Raw genomic sequence first — 19,357 nt, 5'->3', positions numbered from 1 at the left:
TAAAAGAGGGAACTTCAAGGCGGGTTTACGGGGGTGAGCCCGGCTTGAAAACGTAAAAGCCCCGACCGGCGTGATGCCGGGCGGGGCTTTTTTTTGCATCGATTTCCCCACCGTGGGAGCGAGCCTGCTCGCGAAAGCGTCGTGTCAGCCGCACATCAGCGCAATGACACACCGCTTCGCGAGCAGGCTCGCTCCCACAGTATTACAACAGCGGGATCGAGTAGCTGACGATCAGGCGGTTTTCGTCCTGCGAGCGAGTGTTCGGCAGGTCGGTACGCCACATGGCGTTTCTCCACTGCAGGCCGAGGTTCTTCAGCGGGCCCGACTGGACGACGTAGCCTACGGTCAGGTCGCGTTCCCACTCGGAAGCACCCTTAGCCGCTTGTCCACCGGACGCGTTGACGGTATCGATGTCGTCGCCGCGCAGGTAAATCACGCCAGCCGTCAGGCCAGGTACGCCGACCTTGGCGAAGTCAAACGAGTAGCGTGCCTGCCAGGTGCGCTCGCCGGCACGGGCGAACTTCTGGATTTGCATGTCAGTAATGATGTAGGCCGACGAGCCATCACCCTGGTTCAGAAACGGGAAGTCGCTGCTGCCGTTGCTGACCTGATAACCACCACCGAAGGTGTGACCTTCAACGGTGTACAGGAACAGGCCGCTGTACAGGTTGTTGTCGACCTTGCCTTTACCATTAGGCGCGTTGTAGTCGCCCGAGGTGTAGTAGAACGGATCGTGACCGTTGGCACCGTCATCACGGCTGTTGAAGTAGCGCAGATCGGATTTCAGTACGCCTGGCCCGATTGCCCAGTTGTGTGTCAGACCCAGGAAGTGCTGTTTGTAGAAGTCTTCCAGATTGCCGTAATAGTACTGGGCAGTCAGGTCTTTGGTGATTTTATAGTCACCGCCACCGTAGATGAACTTGTTGCTGTCGCGACCAGCAGCCGTGCGACCGTTGGCACCGGCAATCGACAGCTCTTCATTGTTGCTGGAGTTACGACCCTTGGCGTGTTCGATCTGACCACCGATCAGTGTCAGGTCTTTGATATCGCCCGAGGTGATCTGGCCACCCTGGAAGGTTTGTGGCAGCAGACGACCGTCGTTGGTCACGATCACCGGCAGTTTCGGCTGCAAAGTACCGAGCTTCAGCTCAGTCTGGGAGATCTTGGCCTTGGCTGTCAGGCCCAGGCTGGAGAAGTTATCAACTGCTTCGCCGTTGGACTTGCTCGGGAACACAGTGCCGCCATAAGCGTTACCAGAGGTGCCATTGGCGTTAACGTTGCCATTAGTGCCGCCGCCCGAATCCAGACGCACACCCAGCAGGCCGATGGCGTCGATACCGAAGCCAACGGTGCCTTGGGTGTAGCCGGAAGTGAAACGCAGATCGAAACCTTGGCCCCATTCTTCGTTTTTGTTCGGCTCGGCACTCCCGTCACGGAAGTCCTGGTTGATGTAGAAGTTACGCAGCCCCAAAGTAGCCTTGCTGTCTTCGATGAAACCGGCGGCGCTTGCTTGCTGCGCCAGAACCCCTACGGCCACAGCCAGGGCCAGGGTGGACTTGTTCATGTGTTTCGCTCCTATCGTTTCTAATTTTTTATGTTGCTGGTCCGGGGTCGAACGCCCTGGATCCTTGAATTTGGGCCGCGCAGGATACCTCTTCATAAATCCAAAAAGAATCAGCGCATAGTTATTCATATCGCAATGGAATATGGATTGGCAGCAGTTGCCCGAGCCGGGACATCGGTATCGGCTCAAAAACCAATTCCTGAAGTGTTCTTCTTTGGAGGACTGAAGCAGGTAGTGCGGGGCCTGATGTGTCAGGTGGGCCTACTGTAGATGTTCACGATAAAATCTAAAAAGAATAAAAAATCATCAGCATCGCTATTTATGGAATATAAAAATCGACCCGAAAAAAAGCCTCGTCCGCGGACGAGGCTTTTCGCAACGGCTTACTTGAAGGCGTAGGTGTAGTTGAAGATCAGACGGGTCTGGTCCTTGTCGGGCAGGCCGGCTGCGTCGCCACGGTAGACGCCATGACGCACGGTTGCGCCCAGGCCTTTGAGCGTGCCCTGCTGGATGGTGTAGTCCACCCGCATGTCGCGTTCCCACTCGGATGCATCGCTACCGCCGGTAGCTGACTTGATGTTTTCACCCTTCAAGTACGCCACGGACGCTTTCAGACCTGGCACACCCGCAGCGGCGAAGTCGTAGGTGTACTGGCCGAAGGTGGTGTTTTCACCGGCACGAACGAAGCCGTTGATCATGGCATCGGTGAACAGGTAGAAGCTGGTACCACCGTTCCCTTCAGGGCGACCGTTGCTATCAACCACGTTGCCCTGGTTCAAATACACGAAGCCGCCGTCATCGTTGACGCGCTGATGACCGAGCAGGAAGGCGTTGCCACCCAGGGTGTAGGTGAACATGGCGCTCCAGGTCTTGTTATCGACCTCGCCCGGGGTCTTGGCGAAACCACCGTTGTTGTTGAAACGATAACCGGCGTCACCGTTCTTGCCGTCGGAACTGCTGTCGAAGTAACGAACATCGGTCTTGAAAGACTGATTGGCACTGATCGGGTAAACGTGCACCAGGCCGAGGAAGTTCTGCTTGTAGTAATCTTCCAGGTTCGCGTAGTAGTACTGCAGCATCAGGTCTTTGGTGACTTTCCAGTCAGCACCGGCGTAACGGAATTTGTTGCTCTCCTCGGTACCGCCAGCCACAGCCAGGCCAGTGGAGTTCGACGAGGCGCGACCGGCCGAATGCTCCAGCTGACCGACGTTGAAGGTGACGTTGTCGATTTCCTTGGAGGTGATGGTGCCGCCTTCAAAGGTCTGTGGCAGCAGACGGCTGTCGTTCGCTACCAGGATCGGCATGTTTGGCTGCAGAGCGCTACCGTAGTGGGCTTCGGTCTTCGAGAAGCGTGCCTTGACGTTCCCCCCCACACGGCTCCACTCGTGCACTGCCGAACCGTCAGTGTCGCTTGGGAAGAAGGTGTTGGCGTCCGGATGGTGGCCCTTGCCACCGTCCAGATGGATACCCACCAGTGCCTGGGCGTCGAAACCGAAACCGACGACACCCTGAGTGAATCCAGACAGGTAATCGAACTTGAAGCCCTGAGCGGTCTCGCGCTGATCGGAACCCCCGGTATCACGGTTATCGTCGTTGTAATACATGGTGCGCGAACTGATGGAAGCCTTGCTGTCTTCGATGAAACCCGCGGCGCCTGCCTGCTGCGCCAAAACCCCTACGGCCACGGCCAGGGCCAAGGTGGACTTGTTCATTGTTAAGCTCCTCTCGTCTCTAATTCTTGTAGTCCTGGTCCCGGGTCCATTGCCCGAAATCCTAAGATGCGCGATTAGCGCCGGACGGTGACTCACAAGTCAATCGTAACTATGTGTGTCTACGACCATAGTCTAATCCCCAGATTTTTGGTCCATGCAGGGTCATGAGTTCGTCATGAACCTGAAAAGAATGGGTGGATTCTTTTCTCATACCGTTTAGGAATTAAGCTCCCCGTCCTGCGACTGCTCAGAATAGAGCGGCGGCTGATCAGCTAATTCCTAAAGGGTATTCTCCAAACGATCTATAGATCGATCCGGCCTTGACACAATGCCGCAACAATTACTGTCGAAATGGCCAACGCCCTGCCGACCAAACGCGCACTATCCGGCCCATTTGTTACAGTTTATGTATCGGAGATTTTATTTTTCGCAGGACTTGCAGGAGCGAGCTTGCTCGCGATGGACGTCAACGATGACGAAGGCGTCCTGGATGAACGCGGTGCCTTCGAGTTCATCGCGAGCAAGCTCGCTCCTACAGTGAGTGGGGCGATCAGAGGGCTTTTTCGAAGATCTTCGAGTTACGCTGATAGTTGTACAACGACGCCCGCGCTGACGGCAGGCGTTCGACGCTGCTCGGCGCAAAACCACGCTCGCGGAACCAGTGGGCCGTGCGAGTAGTTAGGACGAACAAGGTTTTCAATCCCTGGGCCCGGGCGCGGGTTTCAATGCGCTCCAGCAGTTCATCGCCGCGACCGCCATGACGGTACTCCGGGTTCACCGCCAGACACGCCAGCTCACCGGCATCCGAATCGGCAATCTGATACAGCGCCGCGCAGGCGATGATCATGCCTTCACGCTCGACCACGCTGAACTGCTCGATCTCGCGCTCCAGCACTTCCCGGGAACGCCGCACCAAAATGCCCTGCTCTTCCAGCGGGCTGATCAAATCCAGCAATCCACCGACGTCTTCAATGGCCGCTTCGCGCACCACTTCGAACTGTTCCTGGGCCACCAGCGTACCGCCGCCGTCGCGGGTGAAGAGTTCGGTCAGCAGCGCGCCATCCTCGGCATAGCTGACGATGTGGCTGCGGGCCACGCCGCCCCGGCAGGCTTCAGCTGCGGCATCGAGCAGCTCCGCCTGGTAGTTGCTGCCCAGACGCTGCAGATGCGCCGGCACCTGTTGCGGACGCAACTCACGCACCAGTCGCCCGTGTTCATCGATCAAGCCTTCTTCAGCACCGAACAGCAGCAGTTTGTCCGCGCCCAGGTCGATGGCGGCGCGGGTGGCGACGTCTTCACAGGCGAGGTTGAAGATTTCGCCGGTCGGCGAGTAACCCAATGGCGACAGCAGCACGATGGAACGCTCGTCCAGCAGGCGGTTGATGCCCTTGCGGTCGACCCGGCGCACTTCGCCGGTGTGGTGATAGTCGACGCCTTCAAGCACACCGATCGGTCGTGCGGTCACCAGGTTTCCGCTGGCCACCCGCAGGCGCGAGCCCTGCATGGGTGAGGAAGCCATGTCCATCGACAGCCGTGCTTCGATGGCGATGCGCAGTTGGCCAACGGCGTCGATCACGCATTCCAGGGTCGCGGCATCGGTGATGCGCATACCGTGGTGGTAATGCGGGGTCAGGCCACGGGCGGCGAGGCGCGCTTCAATTTGCGGGCGGGAGCCATGCACCAGCACCAGCCGCACGCCCAGGCTGTGCAACAGCACCAGGTCGTGGACGATATTGCCGAAGTTGGAGTGCTCGACACCGTCGCCGGGAAGCATGACGACAAAGGTGCAATCGCGGTGGGCGTTGATGTAAGGCGAAGCGTGACGAAGCCAATTGACGTATTCGGGCATGAACCTGGGCCTGTAATAAATAGCAGCCTAAAAAAGGGCGAAACAGAAAACGCACAGCGGGCTGATGGTTATCGTCGGAACAGGCTTGGCGACACGCGCGCTCTCCTCATGAATACGGGTTGGGATACCGGCAATTTATACGGCCTTTCGGCCAAAACACAGACCTTGTGGGAGCGAGCCTGCTCGCGAAGGCGGTCTTTCAGTCGACATCGATGTGCCTGTCCCATCGCATTCGCGAGCAGGCTCGCTCCCACATTGATCGCATTTAACCCATTGGCACCGAAGTTTTGGCCGGTGTCAGGCAGTAATGTTCAATCAACTGACGTAATAGATGCACCGTAGGCTGCAAACGTGACATTTCGAGGAATTCCCCCGGCTGGTGGGCGCAGGCGATATCGCCAGGGCCGAGCACCAGTGTTTCACAGCCAAGTCGCTGAAGATAAGGCGCTTCGGTGCCGAACGCCACCGCTTCGGCACGATGGCCGGTCAGCTTTTCGGCGATTCGCACCAGCTCCGCGTCCTCGGCCTGCTCGAACGGCGGCACTTCGGGGAACAGCGGCGCGTAATCGATCTTGACCTGATGCCGCTCGGCGACCGGCCTGAGCCTCTGCAAAATCTCCGCACGTAGCGCCTTGGGGTCCATGCCCGGCAAGGGTCGCAGGTCGAATTCCAGCGAACACTGGCCGCAGATGCGGTTCGGGTTGTCGCCACCATGGATGCAACCGAGATTCAGGGTCGGGGTCGGCACGCTGAACTGCGGGTTGCGAAATTCACGCTGCCACAGCAGGCGCAAGCCGCGCAGTTCGCCGATGGCATCGTGCATGGCTTCCAGGGCGCTGTGGCCCAGGCGTGGGTCTGAGGAATGACCGCTCTGCCCAAGGATATCGATGCGCTCCATCATGATGCCCTTGTGCATGCGGATCGGTTTGAGTCCGGTCGGTTCGCCGATCACCGCTGCCCGTCCCAAAGGGCGCCCCGCTTCAGCCAGCGCCCGGGCACCGGACATCGAGCTTTCTTCATCACAGGTGGCAAGGATCAGCAGCGGCTGTTTGAACGGTTGATCGAGCAGCGGCTTCACCGCCTCGATGGCCAGGGCGAAAAAGCCCTTCATGTCGCAACTGCCCAGGCCGACCCAACGACCGTCGACTTCGGTGAGCTTCAGCGGATCGGTCTGCCACAGCGCGCCATCGAACGGCACCGTGTCGCTATGACCGGCGAGCACCAGGCCGCCGGGGCCGCTGCCGAAACTGGCCAGCAGATTGAATTTGCCGGGGCTGACCTGCTGGATGTCGCAGGCAAACCCGAGGTCACCGAGCCAGGCGGCCAGCAGGTCGATCACCGGACGATTGGATTGATCGAGACTCGCCTGGGTGCAACTGACGGACGGTGCAGCGATCAGTGCAGCGAACTGATCTTTCATGGATGGCAAAGGCATCGCTGGCTCCAACTCCCGAATTGAAGTCCATCATAGAGCCATCCAATGACAGGAATAAACCGTTGCGGCGCGTAGGTTGAACGAGTCCTGTACACTGCACGACCTTGGCAGCCACACATTCCCCCGGCTGCGCTCCCGATCCTGGATTTTCCGGCCATGCAGAAAGAAACCGAAATCAAACTCCGCGTCAGCCGCGAAACCCTCGCCGCCCTGCGCGAGCACCCGTTACTGAAAAAACGCAACAAAAGTGGCTGGGAAAGCCGTGAGTTGATGAACCAGTACTTCGACACGCCCGAGCGCGACCTGGCCCGCGCCAAGGTGGCCCTGCGCCTGCGCAAGGACGGCGATGCCGTGATTCAGACCCTCAAGACCCGCGGCCAGAGCGTCGCCGGTCTGTCGGAGCGTAACGAGTTCGAATGGCACCTGCCCAAAGCCAAGCTCGATGTGAAGAAACTCGACGGCGAATGCTGGCCCGAAGCGCTGGCCGAGCTGGACAAGAAAACCCTGAAGCCGATCTTCACCACCGATTTCGTGCGCGAATACGCCGAGATCGCCTGGGGTCGCGGCAAGTCCAAAGTGGTCATCGAAGCCGCGCTGGACCTGGGCCAGGTAATCGTTGGCAAGCAGAAAGAAGAAATCTGCGAACTGGAACTGGAGCTGCGCGAAGGTGAACCGGCCGCGCTGCTGGAATTGGCCGCTGAACTGGCCGCGACCCTGCCACTGATGCCCTGTGACATCAGCAAGGCCGAACGCGGTTATCGCTTGCACGACGCCAACAGCTATTCGTTGAGCTTGCCGGCACCACAACTCACTGCCGAAACACCGCTGGACGACGCCTTCGCCGCCCTGTGCTGGCATTTGCTGGCCAGCAGTCAGCGTCTGGCCGAGCAGTATCGCTTCAACGGCCACTGGCGATTGCTGCAAGACTGGGTGGAAAACCTCGCCGAGTTGCGTGCACTGGTCAGCAGCCTCGGCCAGGCCGCGCCGCGTCAATCGACCCACGACCTGCGCGCCGCACTGGATGCCTTGCTGGAAGACTGGCGCCCGCTGGTCCAGGCCGGCATGGACGATGAAGACGTGCGTAAAGCCGCGCCGGAACAGTTCCTCGAAGAACTCGAAGACCCGCGCTGGGGCCTGTTCTCCCTGAGTACTTCACGCTGGTTGCTGGCCCGCACCTGGACCGCCGACCGCAACACCCGTGGCAATCGCCAGGGCGCTGCGCAGTTGGGTAGTTGGTTGCCGCGACTGTTGGGCGAAGAAGCCAACTCGCTGCAATTGCAGCGCTACCAGCAACAACCGGAAGACCTGGCCGAGCAACTGCCGCGTATCGAACGTATCCAGGCCTGGCTGCACCACGCGCGCAACGTGCTGGAAATCCCGGAAATGGATCGCCTGTATGGCGAGCTGAACAAACTGGCGCAACTGGCCAACGAACCGATCACCGACGAAGCCCTGCATGCGCGCAAGCAGCAAGCGATTGCGGTGTATCAGAATCGGGCCTGGAAGACTTTGCTGCGTCTGTAATACCGCCTTCGCGAGCAGGCTCGCTCCCACATTGAAATGCGTTCTCCCGTGGGAGCGAGCCTGCTCGCGAAGAGGCAGCCACATCCCCCGCAAAACATCAGACCGGCAAACTCGTCGTGGACTTGATCTCTGACAAAGCCACGATCGAGTTGACCTCCTGAATCCCCGGCACCATCGACAGCTTCTCGAAGAAGAAGCGTTCATACGCCTCGATGTCCGCCGCGACGATCCGCAACATGAAATCCACCGCCCCCATCAATACGTAACACTCCAGCACCTCGGGAAACCCACGAATCGCCTCGGTGAATTCGGTGAAGTTCGAGCGTCCGTGGGCGTTGAGTTTGACCTGCGCGAAAATCTGCGTGTTCAGGCCGATTTTCTTGCGGTCGAGCAGGGTCACCTGGGCGCGAATGATCCCCTCCTCTTTCATCCGCTGGATCCGCCGCCAGCAGGGCGACTGCGAAAGTCCCACCTGTTCGGCGATCTGCGCACTGGAAAGCGAAGCGTCCTCCTGAAGCAACGCCAGGATCTTGCGGTCGTAGCCGTCCAGTTCGCTTTGCATAGAAAAACCTTTGAAAGATGATTTTATGAATCATACGATTCGATTGAACCGTGATTCAGCCCATCATAGATAAGAAATACCCGCCACCAAATGTAAAAATTTCTCCATTGATGATGGAGAACAACCATGCCGCACCTGGAAGCCGTGAACACCCGCGCCGATGTCTGGAATGTCAGTAACGTTCACTCCCGCGTGCGCTACCAATTACTGGCCGAAGCCGAGCCCGACCTGCTGTGCCGCGCGCTCAACCTGTTCGCCTTGCAGTGCTTGACGCCGGATGAGGTGCACGTGCAGCGCCAGGACGATTTGCTGGCCATCGAGGTGGTCATCGACGGACTGAGCTGGCACCGCGCCCAAGTGATCGCAGAAAAACTTCGCAACCTGATCAGCATCTGCTCGGTGGATCTGCAAAGTGCCGACCCTGCCTGGGTTGAAGCCGCTCAGGCAACCGGCTGAAAAAAACCGATACGGCTTCGTCGGGTAGTGGCCCAACGGTCTGTGGCGCCACGACTATCCTTTGCGCACTGTTGTTCAAAAGGAGCCCGCATGTCCGTTCAACTCGCCCTTCAGGACCGCTGGCTGGATCTCAATGATGTGCTGCGTGAGCTGGTCGCCCAGGGCTTCATCAGCCAGGACTCGGCCGAACAGGCGCTCAATGCCCGTCGCCGCCACGCCGCTCATGGCCAGATGCACCCCCTGGAGTTCATCGCCAGCCAACAGCTGAACGACCTCAGTCGTCCCGGCAAGCACCTGGACCTGGAAAACCTGACCCTGTGGCTGTCCCAACAGGCTGGTCAGCCTTACCTGCGTATCGACCCGCTGAAAATCAACGTCGCGGCCGTGACACCGCTGATGTCCTACGCCTTCGCCCAGCGCCACAAGATTCTCGCGGTCTCCATCGACCGCGACGCCGTGACGGTGGCGAGCGCCCAGCCCTACGTCAACGGCTGGGAAGCCGACTTGACGCACGTACTGAAACTGCCGATCAAGCGTGTAGTGGCCAACCCGGTGGATATCCAGCGTTTCAGCGTGGAGTTCTTCCGCCTGGCCAAATCGGTTACGGGGGCGAGCAACGCCGATCAGCAGACCAGCACCCTGGGCAATTTCGAACAGTTACTCAATCTCGGCGCCAGCGATCAGGAGCCGGATGCCAACGACGCGCATATCGTCAACATCGTCGACTGGCTGTTCCAGTACGCCTTCCAGCAGCGCGCCAGCGATATCCACATTGAACCCCGGCGCGAACAAGGCACGGTGCGCTTTCGCATCGACGGCGTGCTGCACAACGTCTACCAATTCCCGCCGCAAGTCACCATGGCCATCGTCAGCCGCCTGAAAAGCCTGGGGCGGATGAACGTCGCGGAGAAACGCAAACCCCAGGATGGCAGGGTCAAGACCAAGACCCCGGATGGCGGCGAAGTGGAGCTGCGGCTGTCGACCCTGCCGACTGCCTTCGGCGAAAAAATGGTCATGCGGATCTTCGACCCGGAGGTGTTGCTCAAGGACTTCGATCAGCTGGGGTTTTCAGCCGATGACCTGCGGCGCTGGCAGGACATGACCCGTCAACCCAACGGCATCATTCTGGTCACGGGGCCGACCGGTTCCGGCAAGACCACCACGCTGTACACCACACTGAAGAAACTGGCGACGCCGGAGGTCAACCTCTGCACCATCGAAGACCCGATTGAAATGGTCGAGCCGGCGTTCAACCAGATGCAGGTCCAGCACAACATCGACCTGACCTTCGCTTCCGGAGTGCGCGCACTGATGCGACAAGACCCCGACATCATCATGATTGGCGAGATCCGCGACCTCGAAACCGCCGAGATGGCGATCCAGGCCGCCCTCACCGGTCACCTGGTGCTGTCGACGCTGCACACCAACGATGCGCCGAGCGCCATCAGCCGCCTGCTGGAACTGGGCGTGCCGCATTACCTGATCAAGGCCACGGTGCTCGGGGTCATGGCCCAGCGGCTGGTGCGAACCTTGTGCCCGCATTGCAAGGCTCCGAACACCCTGGGGGAAGAAGACTGGCAAACACTGACCCGGCCCTGGCAAGCCCCCCTGCCCACCAACGCTCAACGCGCCATCGGCTGCCTGGAATGCCGCGACACCGGCTATCACGGCCGCGCCGGGGTGTACGAAATCATGCAATTGACCGACGGTCTGAAAGCGCTGATCAGTCCCGACACCGATTTACTGGCGGTGCGGCGTCAGGCATTCAAGGAAGGCATGCGCAGCTTGCGCCTGTCGGGCGCACAGAAGGTGGCGGCCGGCTTGACCACGGTCGAGGAGGTCCTGCGCGTGACGCCGCAGAGCGAGCAGAAGTAGGTAAGCGGCAATGGAACTCGATTGGGGGAATCGCTATCAAAGGCGGTAGTTTATCCAGTGGAGTTACCTTCTATGCGTCTCAAACTTGCTGTCGCTACCATCGCCCTGTTGTCCCTGCCTGTCGGCTCGGCGATGGCTGATAGCTTTTGGCGTAACGTTCTTACTTCCGGTGCAACCACCGGTTCGACCTACCTGACCTTCAAGGATCACAAGCTGATCGTCGCTGCCCAGGACGATGCCGGCAGTTTCGTCGCCAGTGACGGCGGCATCCGCGGCCCGTATCTCGAAGCTGCGATGCAGAAAGTCCGCGCCGACAACCCGGGCCTGCAGGCCACGGACATGGAACTGGCGAATGCGATCCTGGCGAAGAATGCCGTGGCTTCGGAATAACTTTGCAGCCAAACAGAAAATGCCGCTCACTTGAGCGGCATTTTTATTGGCATGCAGAAATCCCCTGTGGGAGCGAGCCTGCTCGCGAAGGCGATAGGTCAGTCGAAATCATCGTGACTGCTACACCGCTTTCGCGAGCAGGCTCGCTCCCACAGGGGTTATGCGTAGCCAGAAGTCTCAGCGGTACTCGTCCAGCGGCACACAGGCACAAAACAGATTCCGGTCGCCATACACATTGTCCACCCGGTTCACCGCCGGCCAGTACTTGTGGGCCTTGGTGTGAGCATCCGGCGTCACGCCTTGTTCGATGCTATAGGGACGTTCCCAAATCCCGGTGATATCGGCCAAGGTATGCGGCGCTCGTTTGAGCGGGTTGTCCTCGGCCGGCCAGTTGCCGTTCTGCACCTCGGTGATTTCCGCGCGGATGCTCAGCATTGCACCGATGAAGCGATCCAGTTCCGCTTTCGATTCACTTTCGGTCGGTTCGACCATCAACGTGCCCGGCACGGGGAACGACATGGTCGGTGCATGGAAGCCATAGTCCATCAGGCGCTTGGCGACGTCTTCCTCGCTGATGCCGGTCAACGTCTTGAGCGGTCGCAAATCGAGAATACATTCGTGGGCCACCCGCTCGTTGCGCCCGGTGTAGAGCACCGGGAACGCCCCGGACAAGTGCCGGGCCAGGTAATTCGCGGCGAGGATCGCCACTTCGCTGGCGTCGGCCAGTTGAGGGCCCATCATGGCGATGTACATCCAGCTGATCGGCAAGATGCTCGCGCTGCCCCAGGGCGCGGCACTGACGGCACCGTTCTGCGCCAGCGGCCCCTCGATCGGCACCACCGGGTGATTGGCCACGAACGGCGCCAGGTGCGCACGTACGCCAATCGGCCCCATGCCCGGCCCGCCACCGCCATGGGGAATGCAGAAGGTTTTGTGCAAGTTCATGTGGGACACATCGGCGCCAATGTCCGCCGGCCGCGCCAGCCCGACCTGGGCATTGAGGTTGGCGCCGTCCATGTAGACCTGGCCGCCATGGCTGTGGATAACTTCGCAGATCTCGCTGATGCCTTCCTCGTACACGCCGTGGGTCGACGGATAGGTGGCCATCAGGCAGGAGAGCTTGTCGCCGGCTTCGGCGGCCTTTTCTTTCAGGTCATCCAGGTCGACGTTGCCTGCTTCGTCACATTCGACAATCACCACACGCATCCCGGCCATCTGCGCCGAGGCCGGGTTGGTGCCGTGGGCCGAAGACGGGATCAGGCAGACATCCCGCCCGCCCTGCTGACGGCTCTCATGATATTTGCGGATCGCCAGCAGCCCCGCGTACTCGCCCTGGGCACCGGAATTGGGCTGCATGCAGATTGCATCGAAACCAGTGATCGCGCAGAGCCAGCGCTCCAGTTCTTCGATCATCAATGAATAACCGACCGCCTGCTCTTTCGGTGCGAATGGATGCAGATTGGCGAACTGCGGCCAGGTAATCGGGATCATCTCGCTGGTGGCATTGAGTTTCATGGTGCAAGAGCCCAGCGGGATCATCGACTGATTAAGTGCCAGGTCCTTGTTTTCCAGCTGCTTGAGGTAGCGCAGCATCTCGGTTTCGCTGTGGTGGGCGTTGAACACCGGATGGCGCAGATAGGGGGTGGTTCTTTGCAAAGGGCTCGGAATACCGGGAGCCAGCGCCTCGGCATCGAGTTCATCGACGCTCAGCCCATGATCGGCTCCCAGGAATACATCGAACAGCTTGGCTACGGTGGATTCGTCGCAGGTTTCGTCAAGGCTCAAGCCCAATTGCCCGCGTCCCAGAATGCGCAAATTGACCTGCGCGGCCTGGGCGCTCTCGATGATCGCGGTCTGGGTGCCGCCGACTTCCAGGGTCAGGGTGTCGAAGAAATGCCGGTTGAGGCGCGTGATGCCCTTGCGTTCAAGGCCCGCGGCGAGGATGCAGGTCAGTCGGTGCACGCGCTGGGCTATGCGCTTGAGCCCTTCCGGGCCGTGGTAGACCGCATAGAAACTGGCGATGTTGGCCAGCAGCACTTGCGCGGTACAGATGTTCGAGTTGGCTTTTTCACGGCGAATATGTTGCTCACGGGTTTGCAGGGCCATGCGCAGGGCAACGTTGCCGCGTGCATCTTTCGACACGCCGATGATCCGCCCGGGAATCGCCCGTTTGTACTCGTCGCGACTGGCAAAAAACGCCGCATGCGGCCCGCCATAGCCCATGGGCACGCCGAAGCGCTGGGAAGAACCGAACACCACATCTGCCCCCCACTCCCCAGGCGGCGTCAACAGCAGCAGGCTCAGCAGATCAGCCGCCACACAGGCCAGCGCCTGCTGGGCGTGCAGATGATCGATCAACGGACGCAGGTCGCGGATCTCGCCATGAGTGTCGGGATATTGCAGCAGCGCGCCGAACACCTGGTGCTGCTTCAAGTTATCCACAGCGTCGATGATCAACTCGAAGCCGAAGCCTTCGGCGCGGGTCTGCACCACGGAAATGGTCTGTGGATGGCAGTTTTCATCGACAAAGAACACATTGCTTTTCGACTTGGCCACCCGTTTGGCCAGGGCCATGGCTTCCGCCGCCGCGGTAGCTTCATCCAGCAGCGAGGCATTGGCCAGCTCCAGCCCGGTCAGGTCGATGGTCAATTGCTGGAAATTCAGTAGTGCTTCGAGCCGCCCCTGGGCGATTTCCGGTTGATAGGGTGTGTACGCGGTGTACCAACCGGGATTTTCCAGCACATTGCGCAGGATGACAGCCGGCGTGAGTGTGCCGTGATACCCCATGCCGATCAGGCTGGTCCAGACCTGGTTCTGTTCGGCGTAGCCTCGCAGCTTGGCCAACGCGGCCTCTTCGTCGAGGGCCGGCGGCAAATCCAGCGGCCGGTTCAGGCGAATCCCCGGTGGCACTGTCTGCTCGATCAGCTCGACCCGGCTACCGAGGCCGAGACTGTCGAGCATGGCCTGCTGCTCGGCGGTATCCGGCCCGAGGTGGCGGCGAAGAAAGGCATTGGGGTCGCGTAATTGGCTCAAGGACGGCAACTGGGACATGACGGGCTCTCTCTTGACTGGCGCTCAACGTCGATGCAACACGGTCAAACCAGCATAGCAGTCACTGCCAACAGCGAACCTGCAGGAAAACCTGATTCCCTTGTGGGAGCGAGCCTGCTCGCGAAAGCGGTGGGTCAGTCGAAATCAATGTCACATGTTAAGCCGTATTCGTCGGAACGCCGCCCGGAGCCGGCTCGCTCCCACAAGGGGGAACCGGGCAGACAAAAAAGCCCCGACAGGTCGGGGCTTTGGGATGACGCTTAAAGCTTATTCGCCGATGGCGGCCTTGTATCCGGCCGCATCGAGCAGCTTGTCCAGCTCAGCCTTGTCGCTTGGCTTGAGCTTGAAGATCCACGCGCCGTACGGGTCGCTGTTGAGCAGTTCCGGCGAAGCGCTCAAGTCTTCGTTGACCGCGATCACTTCACCGGACACCGGGGAATAGATGTCGGACGCCGCTTTAACCGACTCCACTACACCGGATTGATCGCCGGCAGCGAAGGTTTTACCCACTTCGGTCAGTTCGACGAACACCACATCACCCAGCGCTTCCTGCGCGTGATCGCTGATGCCCACGGTGACGGTGCCATCGGCTTCCAGGCGAGCCCATTCGTGACTTTCGGCAAAACGCAGGTCGGCAGGGATATCGCTCATGTTCTGTGTCCTCAAGGATATTGTCAGCGGTGATTGCCGCCAGAAAAGGTTAGATCAAGGTTTTGCCATGGCGTACGAAGGTCGGTTTGACCACTCGGACCGGGTACCACTTGCCACGGATTTCCACTTCCGCGCGGTCGGCAGTTGCCATCGGCACGCGCGCCAGTGCAATCGACTTGCTAAGCGTAGGAGAGAAACTACCACTGGTGATCTCTCCTTCGCCAACATCGGCGATACGGACCACTTGATGAGCGCGCAAAACCCCACGCTCCTCAAGGACCAGACCGACCAGTTTGTGCTGTACGCCAGCGCTGCGCTCGGCTTCCAGCGCGGTGCGCCCGATGAACTGGCGGGCGGCCGGTTCCCACGCAATGCTCCAGGCCATGTTGGATGCCAGCGGTGAAACGTCTTGATGAATATCCTGACCGTACAGGTTCATGCCGGCCTCGACCCGCAAGGTATCCCGCGCGCCCAGGCCGATCGGGGAGATACCCGCGCCCACCAGGTCGTTGAAAAACCCCGGCGCCTGATCGGCCGGCAGGATGATTTCCAGACCGTCTTCACCGGTGTAACCGGTGCGCGCGATGAACCAGTCACCGTCGGGCTGCCCTTCGAAGGGTTTGAGCAGCTGGATCAGGTTGCCGCGGGACTGGGTCACCAATTCAGCAACCTTTTGCCGGGCGTGAGGGCCTTGAATCGCCAGCATCGCCAACTCGGAGCGTTCGCTGAGCTGCACGTCGAAGCCGTCGAGATGGGCTTGCATCCATGCGATGTCCTGATCGCGGGTTGAAGCATTGACCACCAGACGATAACCATCGTCCAGGCGGTAGACGATCATGTCGTCGACGATGCCGCCGCGCTCGTTGAGCATGGTGCTGTACAACGCGCGGCCGGAGCTGTGCAGGCGCTCGACATCATTGGCCAGCAAATGCTGCAACCAGGCTTTGGCCTGGGGGCCGTCGACATCGATCACGGTCATGTGGGATACATCAAAAACACCGCAATCGCGGCGCACCTCATGGTGCTCCTCGACCTGCGATCCGTAATGCAGAGGCATATCCCAACCGCCAAAATCGACCATCTTCGCGCCGAGGGCGAGATGAAGGTCATACAGAGGCGTACGCTGTCCCATGGGTTTCTCCTTCCGGGCGTGGCGAAGGTGCGGGCGAGTGCTCTATCGAGTAAAAGCCTTGAAACAAAAGGCTTCCAGCCGACTTCTACTACCTTGTCTGTCAGACAGACCGCACCGAATGCCGCGCATTGTAGCCGCAAGGTGTAGGACTGACACCTAGCTGTTTCGATGCGCCGAACGTCGTATCAATCCGATGACCGGTAGCAGTCCGACCAAAACCAGGGTCAGTGCCGGCAAAGACGCCCTCGCCCACTCGCCCTCGCTGGTCATTTCGAAGATCCGCACGGCCAGTGTGTCCCAGCCAAACGGGCGCATCAGCAGGGTCGCGGGCATTTCCTTGAGCACATCGACGAACACCAGCAGCGCCGCGCTCAACGAACCAGGCAGCAACAACGGCAGATACACTTTGAAAAACAGTCGCGGCCCACTGACGCCAAGGCTACGTGCCGCTTCGGGCAAAGATGGCCGTATACGCGCCAGACTGCTTTCCAGCGGCCCGTAAGCCACGGCGATGAAGCGCACCAGGTAGGCCAGCAGCAACGCCGACAGACTGCCCAGCAGCAGTGGTTTGCCGGCGCCACCGAGCCAGCCGGAGAGCGGGATCACCAGTTCGCGGTCCAGGTAACTGAACGCCAGCATGATCGATACCGCCAGCACCGAGCCGGGAAAGGCGTAGCCAAGATTGGCCAGACTGACCCCGGCGCGGATCCCTTGGGTCGGCGCGAGGCGTTGGGCAAATGCCAATATCAGCGCGACACTGACGGTGATCAACGCGGCCAGCGCGCCCAGGTACAGGGTGTGGAGAATCAAACCGCTGTAACGCTCATCCAGATCGAAGCGCCCACGTTGCCAGAACCACACCAACAGTTGCAGCACCGGAATGACAAAGGCACAGGCGAACACCAGAGCGCACCACCCCGTGGCCAACAACGCTTTGATGCCATGCAAGTGGTACAACGCCTTGACCCGTGGCCGTTCATTGCTCGCCCGATTGGCCCCGCGCGCACGACGCTCGCCGTACAGCACCACCATCACCACCAGCAATAACAGGCTGGCCAGTTGTGCGGCGCTGGAAAGACTGAAAAACCCGTACCAGGTCTTGTAGATCGCGGTCGTGAATGTGTCGAAGTTGAACACCGACACCGCGCCAAAATCCGCCAGGGTTTCCATCAGCGCCAACGCCACGCCAGCGCCGATGGCGGGACGCGCCATGGGCATGGCCACCCGCCAGAATGCCTGCCATGGCGATTGCCCCAGCACCCGCGCGGCTTCCATCAGGCCTTTGCCCTGAGCGAGGAACGCGGTACGCGCCAGCAGGTAAACGTACGGATAAAACACCAGCACCAGAACCAGAATCACCCCGCCCGTGGAACGCACGCGCGGCAAACGCAGGCCCGTGCCGAACCACTCGCGCAGCAGGGTTTGCACGGGACCGGAAAAATCCAGCAGACCGACGAAAACGAAGGCCAGCACGTAGGCCGGAATTGCAAAAGGCAGCATCAAGGCCCAATCCAGCCAACGCCTGCCGGGGAATTCACAGAGGCTGGTGAGCCAGGCCAGGCTTACACCGAGGATCGTCACCCCGACACCGACGCCAAGCACCAGGGTCAGGGTGTTGCCCAGCAAACGCGGCATCTGTGTGTCCCACAGGTGGGACCAGATTTGTTGATCGATGGATTGCCAGGAAAGCAGCAACACACTCAGGGGCAGCAGGACCAGCGCAGCGATGGCGAAGACCAGGGGGTACCAGCGGCGTTGGGCGGGGTGGGCCAAGGAAGTTCTCTAGAAAATGTGAAGCCGACGCAAGTCTGCAGTCAGCTTCATTTTGTGGCGAGGGAGCTTGTCGGATCGCCGCATCGTCCCTCTCGGCTGCGAAGCAGCCGCAGAAGGGTATCAGATCATCTTGAATGAGCAGAAGCCAAAGGGCCGCTTCGCGGCCCAACGGGAGCAAGCTCCCTTGCCACAGACAAGCCGCGGGCCACAGGTCAGTTCCAGCCAGCCCGATCCATCATGCGAATCGCTTCGGCCTGGCGCTTGCCCGCGACTTCGACAGGCAGGGTATCGGCCACGAACTTGCCCCAGGCCGCGACTTCGGCGGAAGGTTGCACAGCCGGGTTGGCCGGGAACTCCTGATTCACGTCAGCGAAGATTTTCTGCGCTTCAGGCGTGGTCATCCATTCCACCAGGGCCTTGGCCGCTTCCGGGTGCGGAGCGTATTTGGTCAGGCCGATGCCCGACAGGTTGACGTGCACGCCACGATCCGCCTGGTTCGGCCAGAACAGCTTCACCGGCAGGTCAGGCTTCTGCTTGTGCAGGCGACCGTAGTAGTAGGTGTTGACGATGCCGACATCACACTGACCGGCACTGATGGCCTCCAGTACCGCAACGTCGTCGGAGAACACGTCAGTGGACAGGTTGTTGACCCAGCCCTTGAGGATCTTCTCGGTTTTTTCGGCGCCATGGACTTCGATCATGGTAGCGGTCAGGGACTGGTTGTAGACCTTCTTCGCCGTGCGCAGGCACAGGCGACCTTCCCAGTTCTTGTCGGCCAGCGCTTCGTAAGTGGTCAGCTCACCCGGCTTCACCCGATCAGTGGAGTAGGCAATGGTCCGCGCCCGCAGGCTCAGGCCGGTCCAGGCGTGAGAGGCGGCACGGTACTGCAGCGGGATGTTGGCATCGATGGTTTTCGAGGTGAAGGGCTGGAGGATGCCCATTTGCTCGGCTTGCCAGAGGTTACCGGCATCGACAGTCAGCAACAGGTCAGCGGTGGCGTTCTCGCCCTCGGCCTTGATCCGCTGCATCAGCGGCGCTTCCTTGTCGGTAATGAACTTCACCTTCACACCGGTTTTAGCGGTGTAGGCATCAAAGACCGGCTTGATCAACTCGTCGATACGCGAGGAGTAGACCACCACCTCGTCGGCGGCCTGGGCGGCGGTGCTGCCGATCAGAGTCAGGGCCAGTGCGGTCAGTAGACGCTTCGGTGCCAACATGGGAGCGCTCTCTCGATTGAAAAATTGAGGACAAATGATAAGGACTCACATTTGCCTTCTCAATCGAACAGTTCGTGGAGGCGTTACCAGATGTTGCACAGCCAGAGTTGGGTGGTGAATGTGCCGCCGCCTTCGCGCGCAGGCTCGCTCCCACAGTTGAAATGCA

The 19,357-nt window shown here is 60.1% G+C and carries 14 protein-coding genes; 4 read left to right on the top strand and 10 right to left on the bottom strand.

Going from position 1 to position 19,357, the window contains the following annotated elements; translation table 11 throughout:
* Positions 1-202 precede the first annotated feature (202 nt).
* From CKW21_RS23495 to argE, 4 genes are all read right to left on the bottom strand, one after another.
* A complete protein-coding gene (locus CKW21_RS23495) occupies positions 203-1,564 on the bottom strand; it encodes an OprD family porin (protein ID WP_095196289.1) in 1,362 nt (453 codons plus the stop codon).
* Positions 1,565-1,947: 383 nt separating this feature from the next.
* Entirely contained in the window at positions 1,948-3,276 is a 1,329-nt protein-coding gene (locus CKW21_RS23490; RefSeq protein ID WP_095196288.1) for an OprD family porin, read from the bottom strand.
* 550 nt (positions 3,277-3,826) lie between these two features.
* Positions 3,827-5,125: an amino-acid N-acetyltransferase gene (argA, locus tag CKW21_RS23485; RefSeq protein WP_095196287.1), complete on the bottom strand. Its 1,299-nt coding sequence runs from the start codon at positions 5,123-5,125 to the stop codon at positions 3,827-3,829.
* A 265-nt stretch (positions 5,126-5,390) separates the two neighbouring features.
* A complete protein-coding gene (gene argE, locus CKW21_RS23480) occupies positions 5,391-6,560 on the bottom strand; it encodes an acetylornithine deacetylase (RefSeq protein WP_095196286.1) in 1,170 nt (389 codons plus the stop codon).
* A 156-nt stretch (positions 6,561-6,716) separates the two neighbouring features.
* Here argE and CKW21_RS23475 point away from each other — a divergent pair, with 156 nt between their 5' ends.
* On the top strand, positions 6,717-8,084 hold the full coding sequence (locus CKW21_RS23475; protein WP_095196285.1) for an inorganic triphosphatase: 1,368 nt from the start codon (positions 6,717-6,719) through the stop codon (positions 8,082-8,084).
* 97 nt (positions 8,085-8,181) lie between these two features.
* On the opposite strand, the gene CKW21_RS23470 is transcribed toward CKW21_RS23475, so the two are convergent.
* The gene (locus CKW21_RS23470) at positions 8,182-8,646 is read right to left on the bottom strand and encodes an Lrp/AsnC family transcriptional regulator (protein WP_095196284.1); all 465 of its coding nucleotides are present in this window, start codon (positions 8,644-8,646) and stop codon (positions 8,182-8,184) included.
* 126 nt (positions 8,647-8,772) lie between these two features.
* On the opposite strand from CKW21_RS23470, the gene CKW21_RS23465 reads away from it, so the two are divergent.
* From CKW21_RS23465 to CKW21_RS23455, 3 genes are all read left to right on the top strand, one after another.
* Entirely contained in the window at positions 8,773-9,102 is a 330-nt protein-coding gene (locus CKW21_RS23465) for a hypothetical protein (RefSeq protein WP_095196283.1), read from the top strand.
* A gap of 90 nt (positions 9,103-9,192) precedes the next feature.
* Entirely contained in the window at positions 9,193-10,977 is a 1,785-nt protein-coding gene (locus tag CKW21_RS23460) for a GspE/PulE family protein (RefSeq protein WP_095196282.1), read from the top strand.
* A gap of 72 nt (positions 10,978-11,049) precedes the next feature.
* Positions 11,050-11,367, top strand: coding sequence for a DUF2388 domain-containing protein (locus tag CKW21_RS23455; protein WP_095196281.1), 318 nt, complete (start codon positions 11,050-11,052; stop codon positions 11,365-11,367).
* 177 nt (positions 11,368-11,544) lie between these two features.
* Here the strand turns inward: CKW21_RS23455 and gcvP are convergent, their stop codons facing one another.
* The 5 genes from gcvP to CKW21_RS23430 form a co-directional block, all read right to left on the bottom strand.
* The gene (gcvP, locus tag CKW21_RS23450) at positions 11,545-14,418 is read right to left on the bottom strand and encodes an aminomethyl-transferring glycine dehydrogenase (protein WP_095196280.1); all 2,874 of its coding nucleotides are present in this window, start codon (positions 14,416-14,418) and stop codon (positions 11,545-11,547) included.
* Positions 14,419-14,685: 267 nt separating this feature from the next.
* Entirely contained in the window at positions 14,686-15,069 is a 384-nt protein-coding gene (gene gcvH, locus CKW21_RS23445) for a glycine cleavage system protein GcvH (protein WP_095196279.1), read from the bottom strand.
* Between the two features lie 49 nt (positions 15,070-15,118).
* A complete protein-coding gene (gene gcvT / locus CKW21_RS23440) occupies positions 15,119-16,201 on the bottom strand; it encodes a glycine cleavage system aminomethyltransferase GcvT (protein WP_095196278.1) in 1,083 nt (360 codons plus the stop codon).
* Between the two features lie 156 nt (positions 16,202-16,357).
* Positions 16,358-17,974 carry an iron ABC transporter permease gene (locus tag CKW21_RS23435; protein ID WP_095196277.1) on the bottom strand — a complete coding sequence of 539 codons (1,617 nt, stop codon included), beginning with the start codon at positions 17,972-17,974 and terminating at the stop codon, positions 16,358-16,360.
* A gap of 212 nt (positions 17,975-18,186) precedes the next feature.
* Positions 18,187-19,191, bottom strand: a complete 1,005-nt coding sequence (locus tag CKW21_RS23430) for an extracellular solute-binding protein (RefSeq protein WP_095196276.1) — start codon at positions 19,189-19,191, stop codon at positions 18,187-18,189.
* Positions 19,192-19,357 lie beyond the last annotated feature (166 nt).

The organism is Pseudomonas sp. Irchel 3A7, assembly GCF_900187565.1.
Lineage (GTDB): Bacteria > Pseudomonadota > Gammaproteobacteria > Pseudomonadales > Pseudomonadaceae > Aquipseudomonas.
This window is presented reverse-complemented; position numbering and strand designations above follow the sequence as displayed.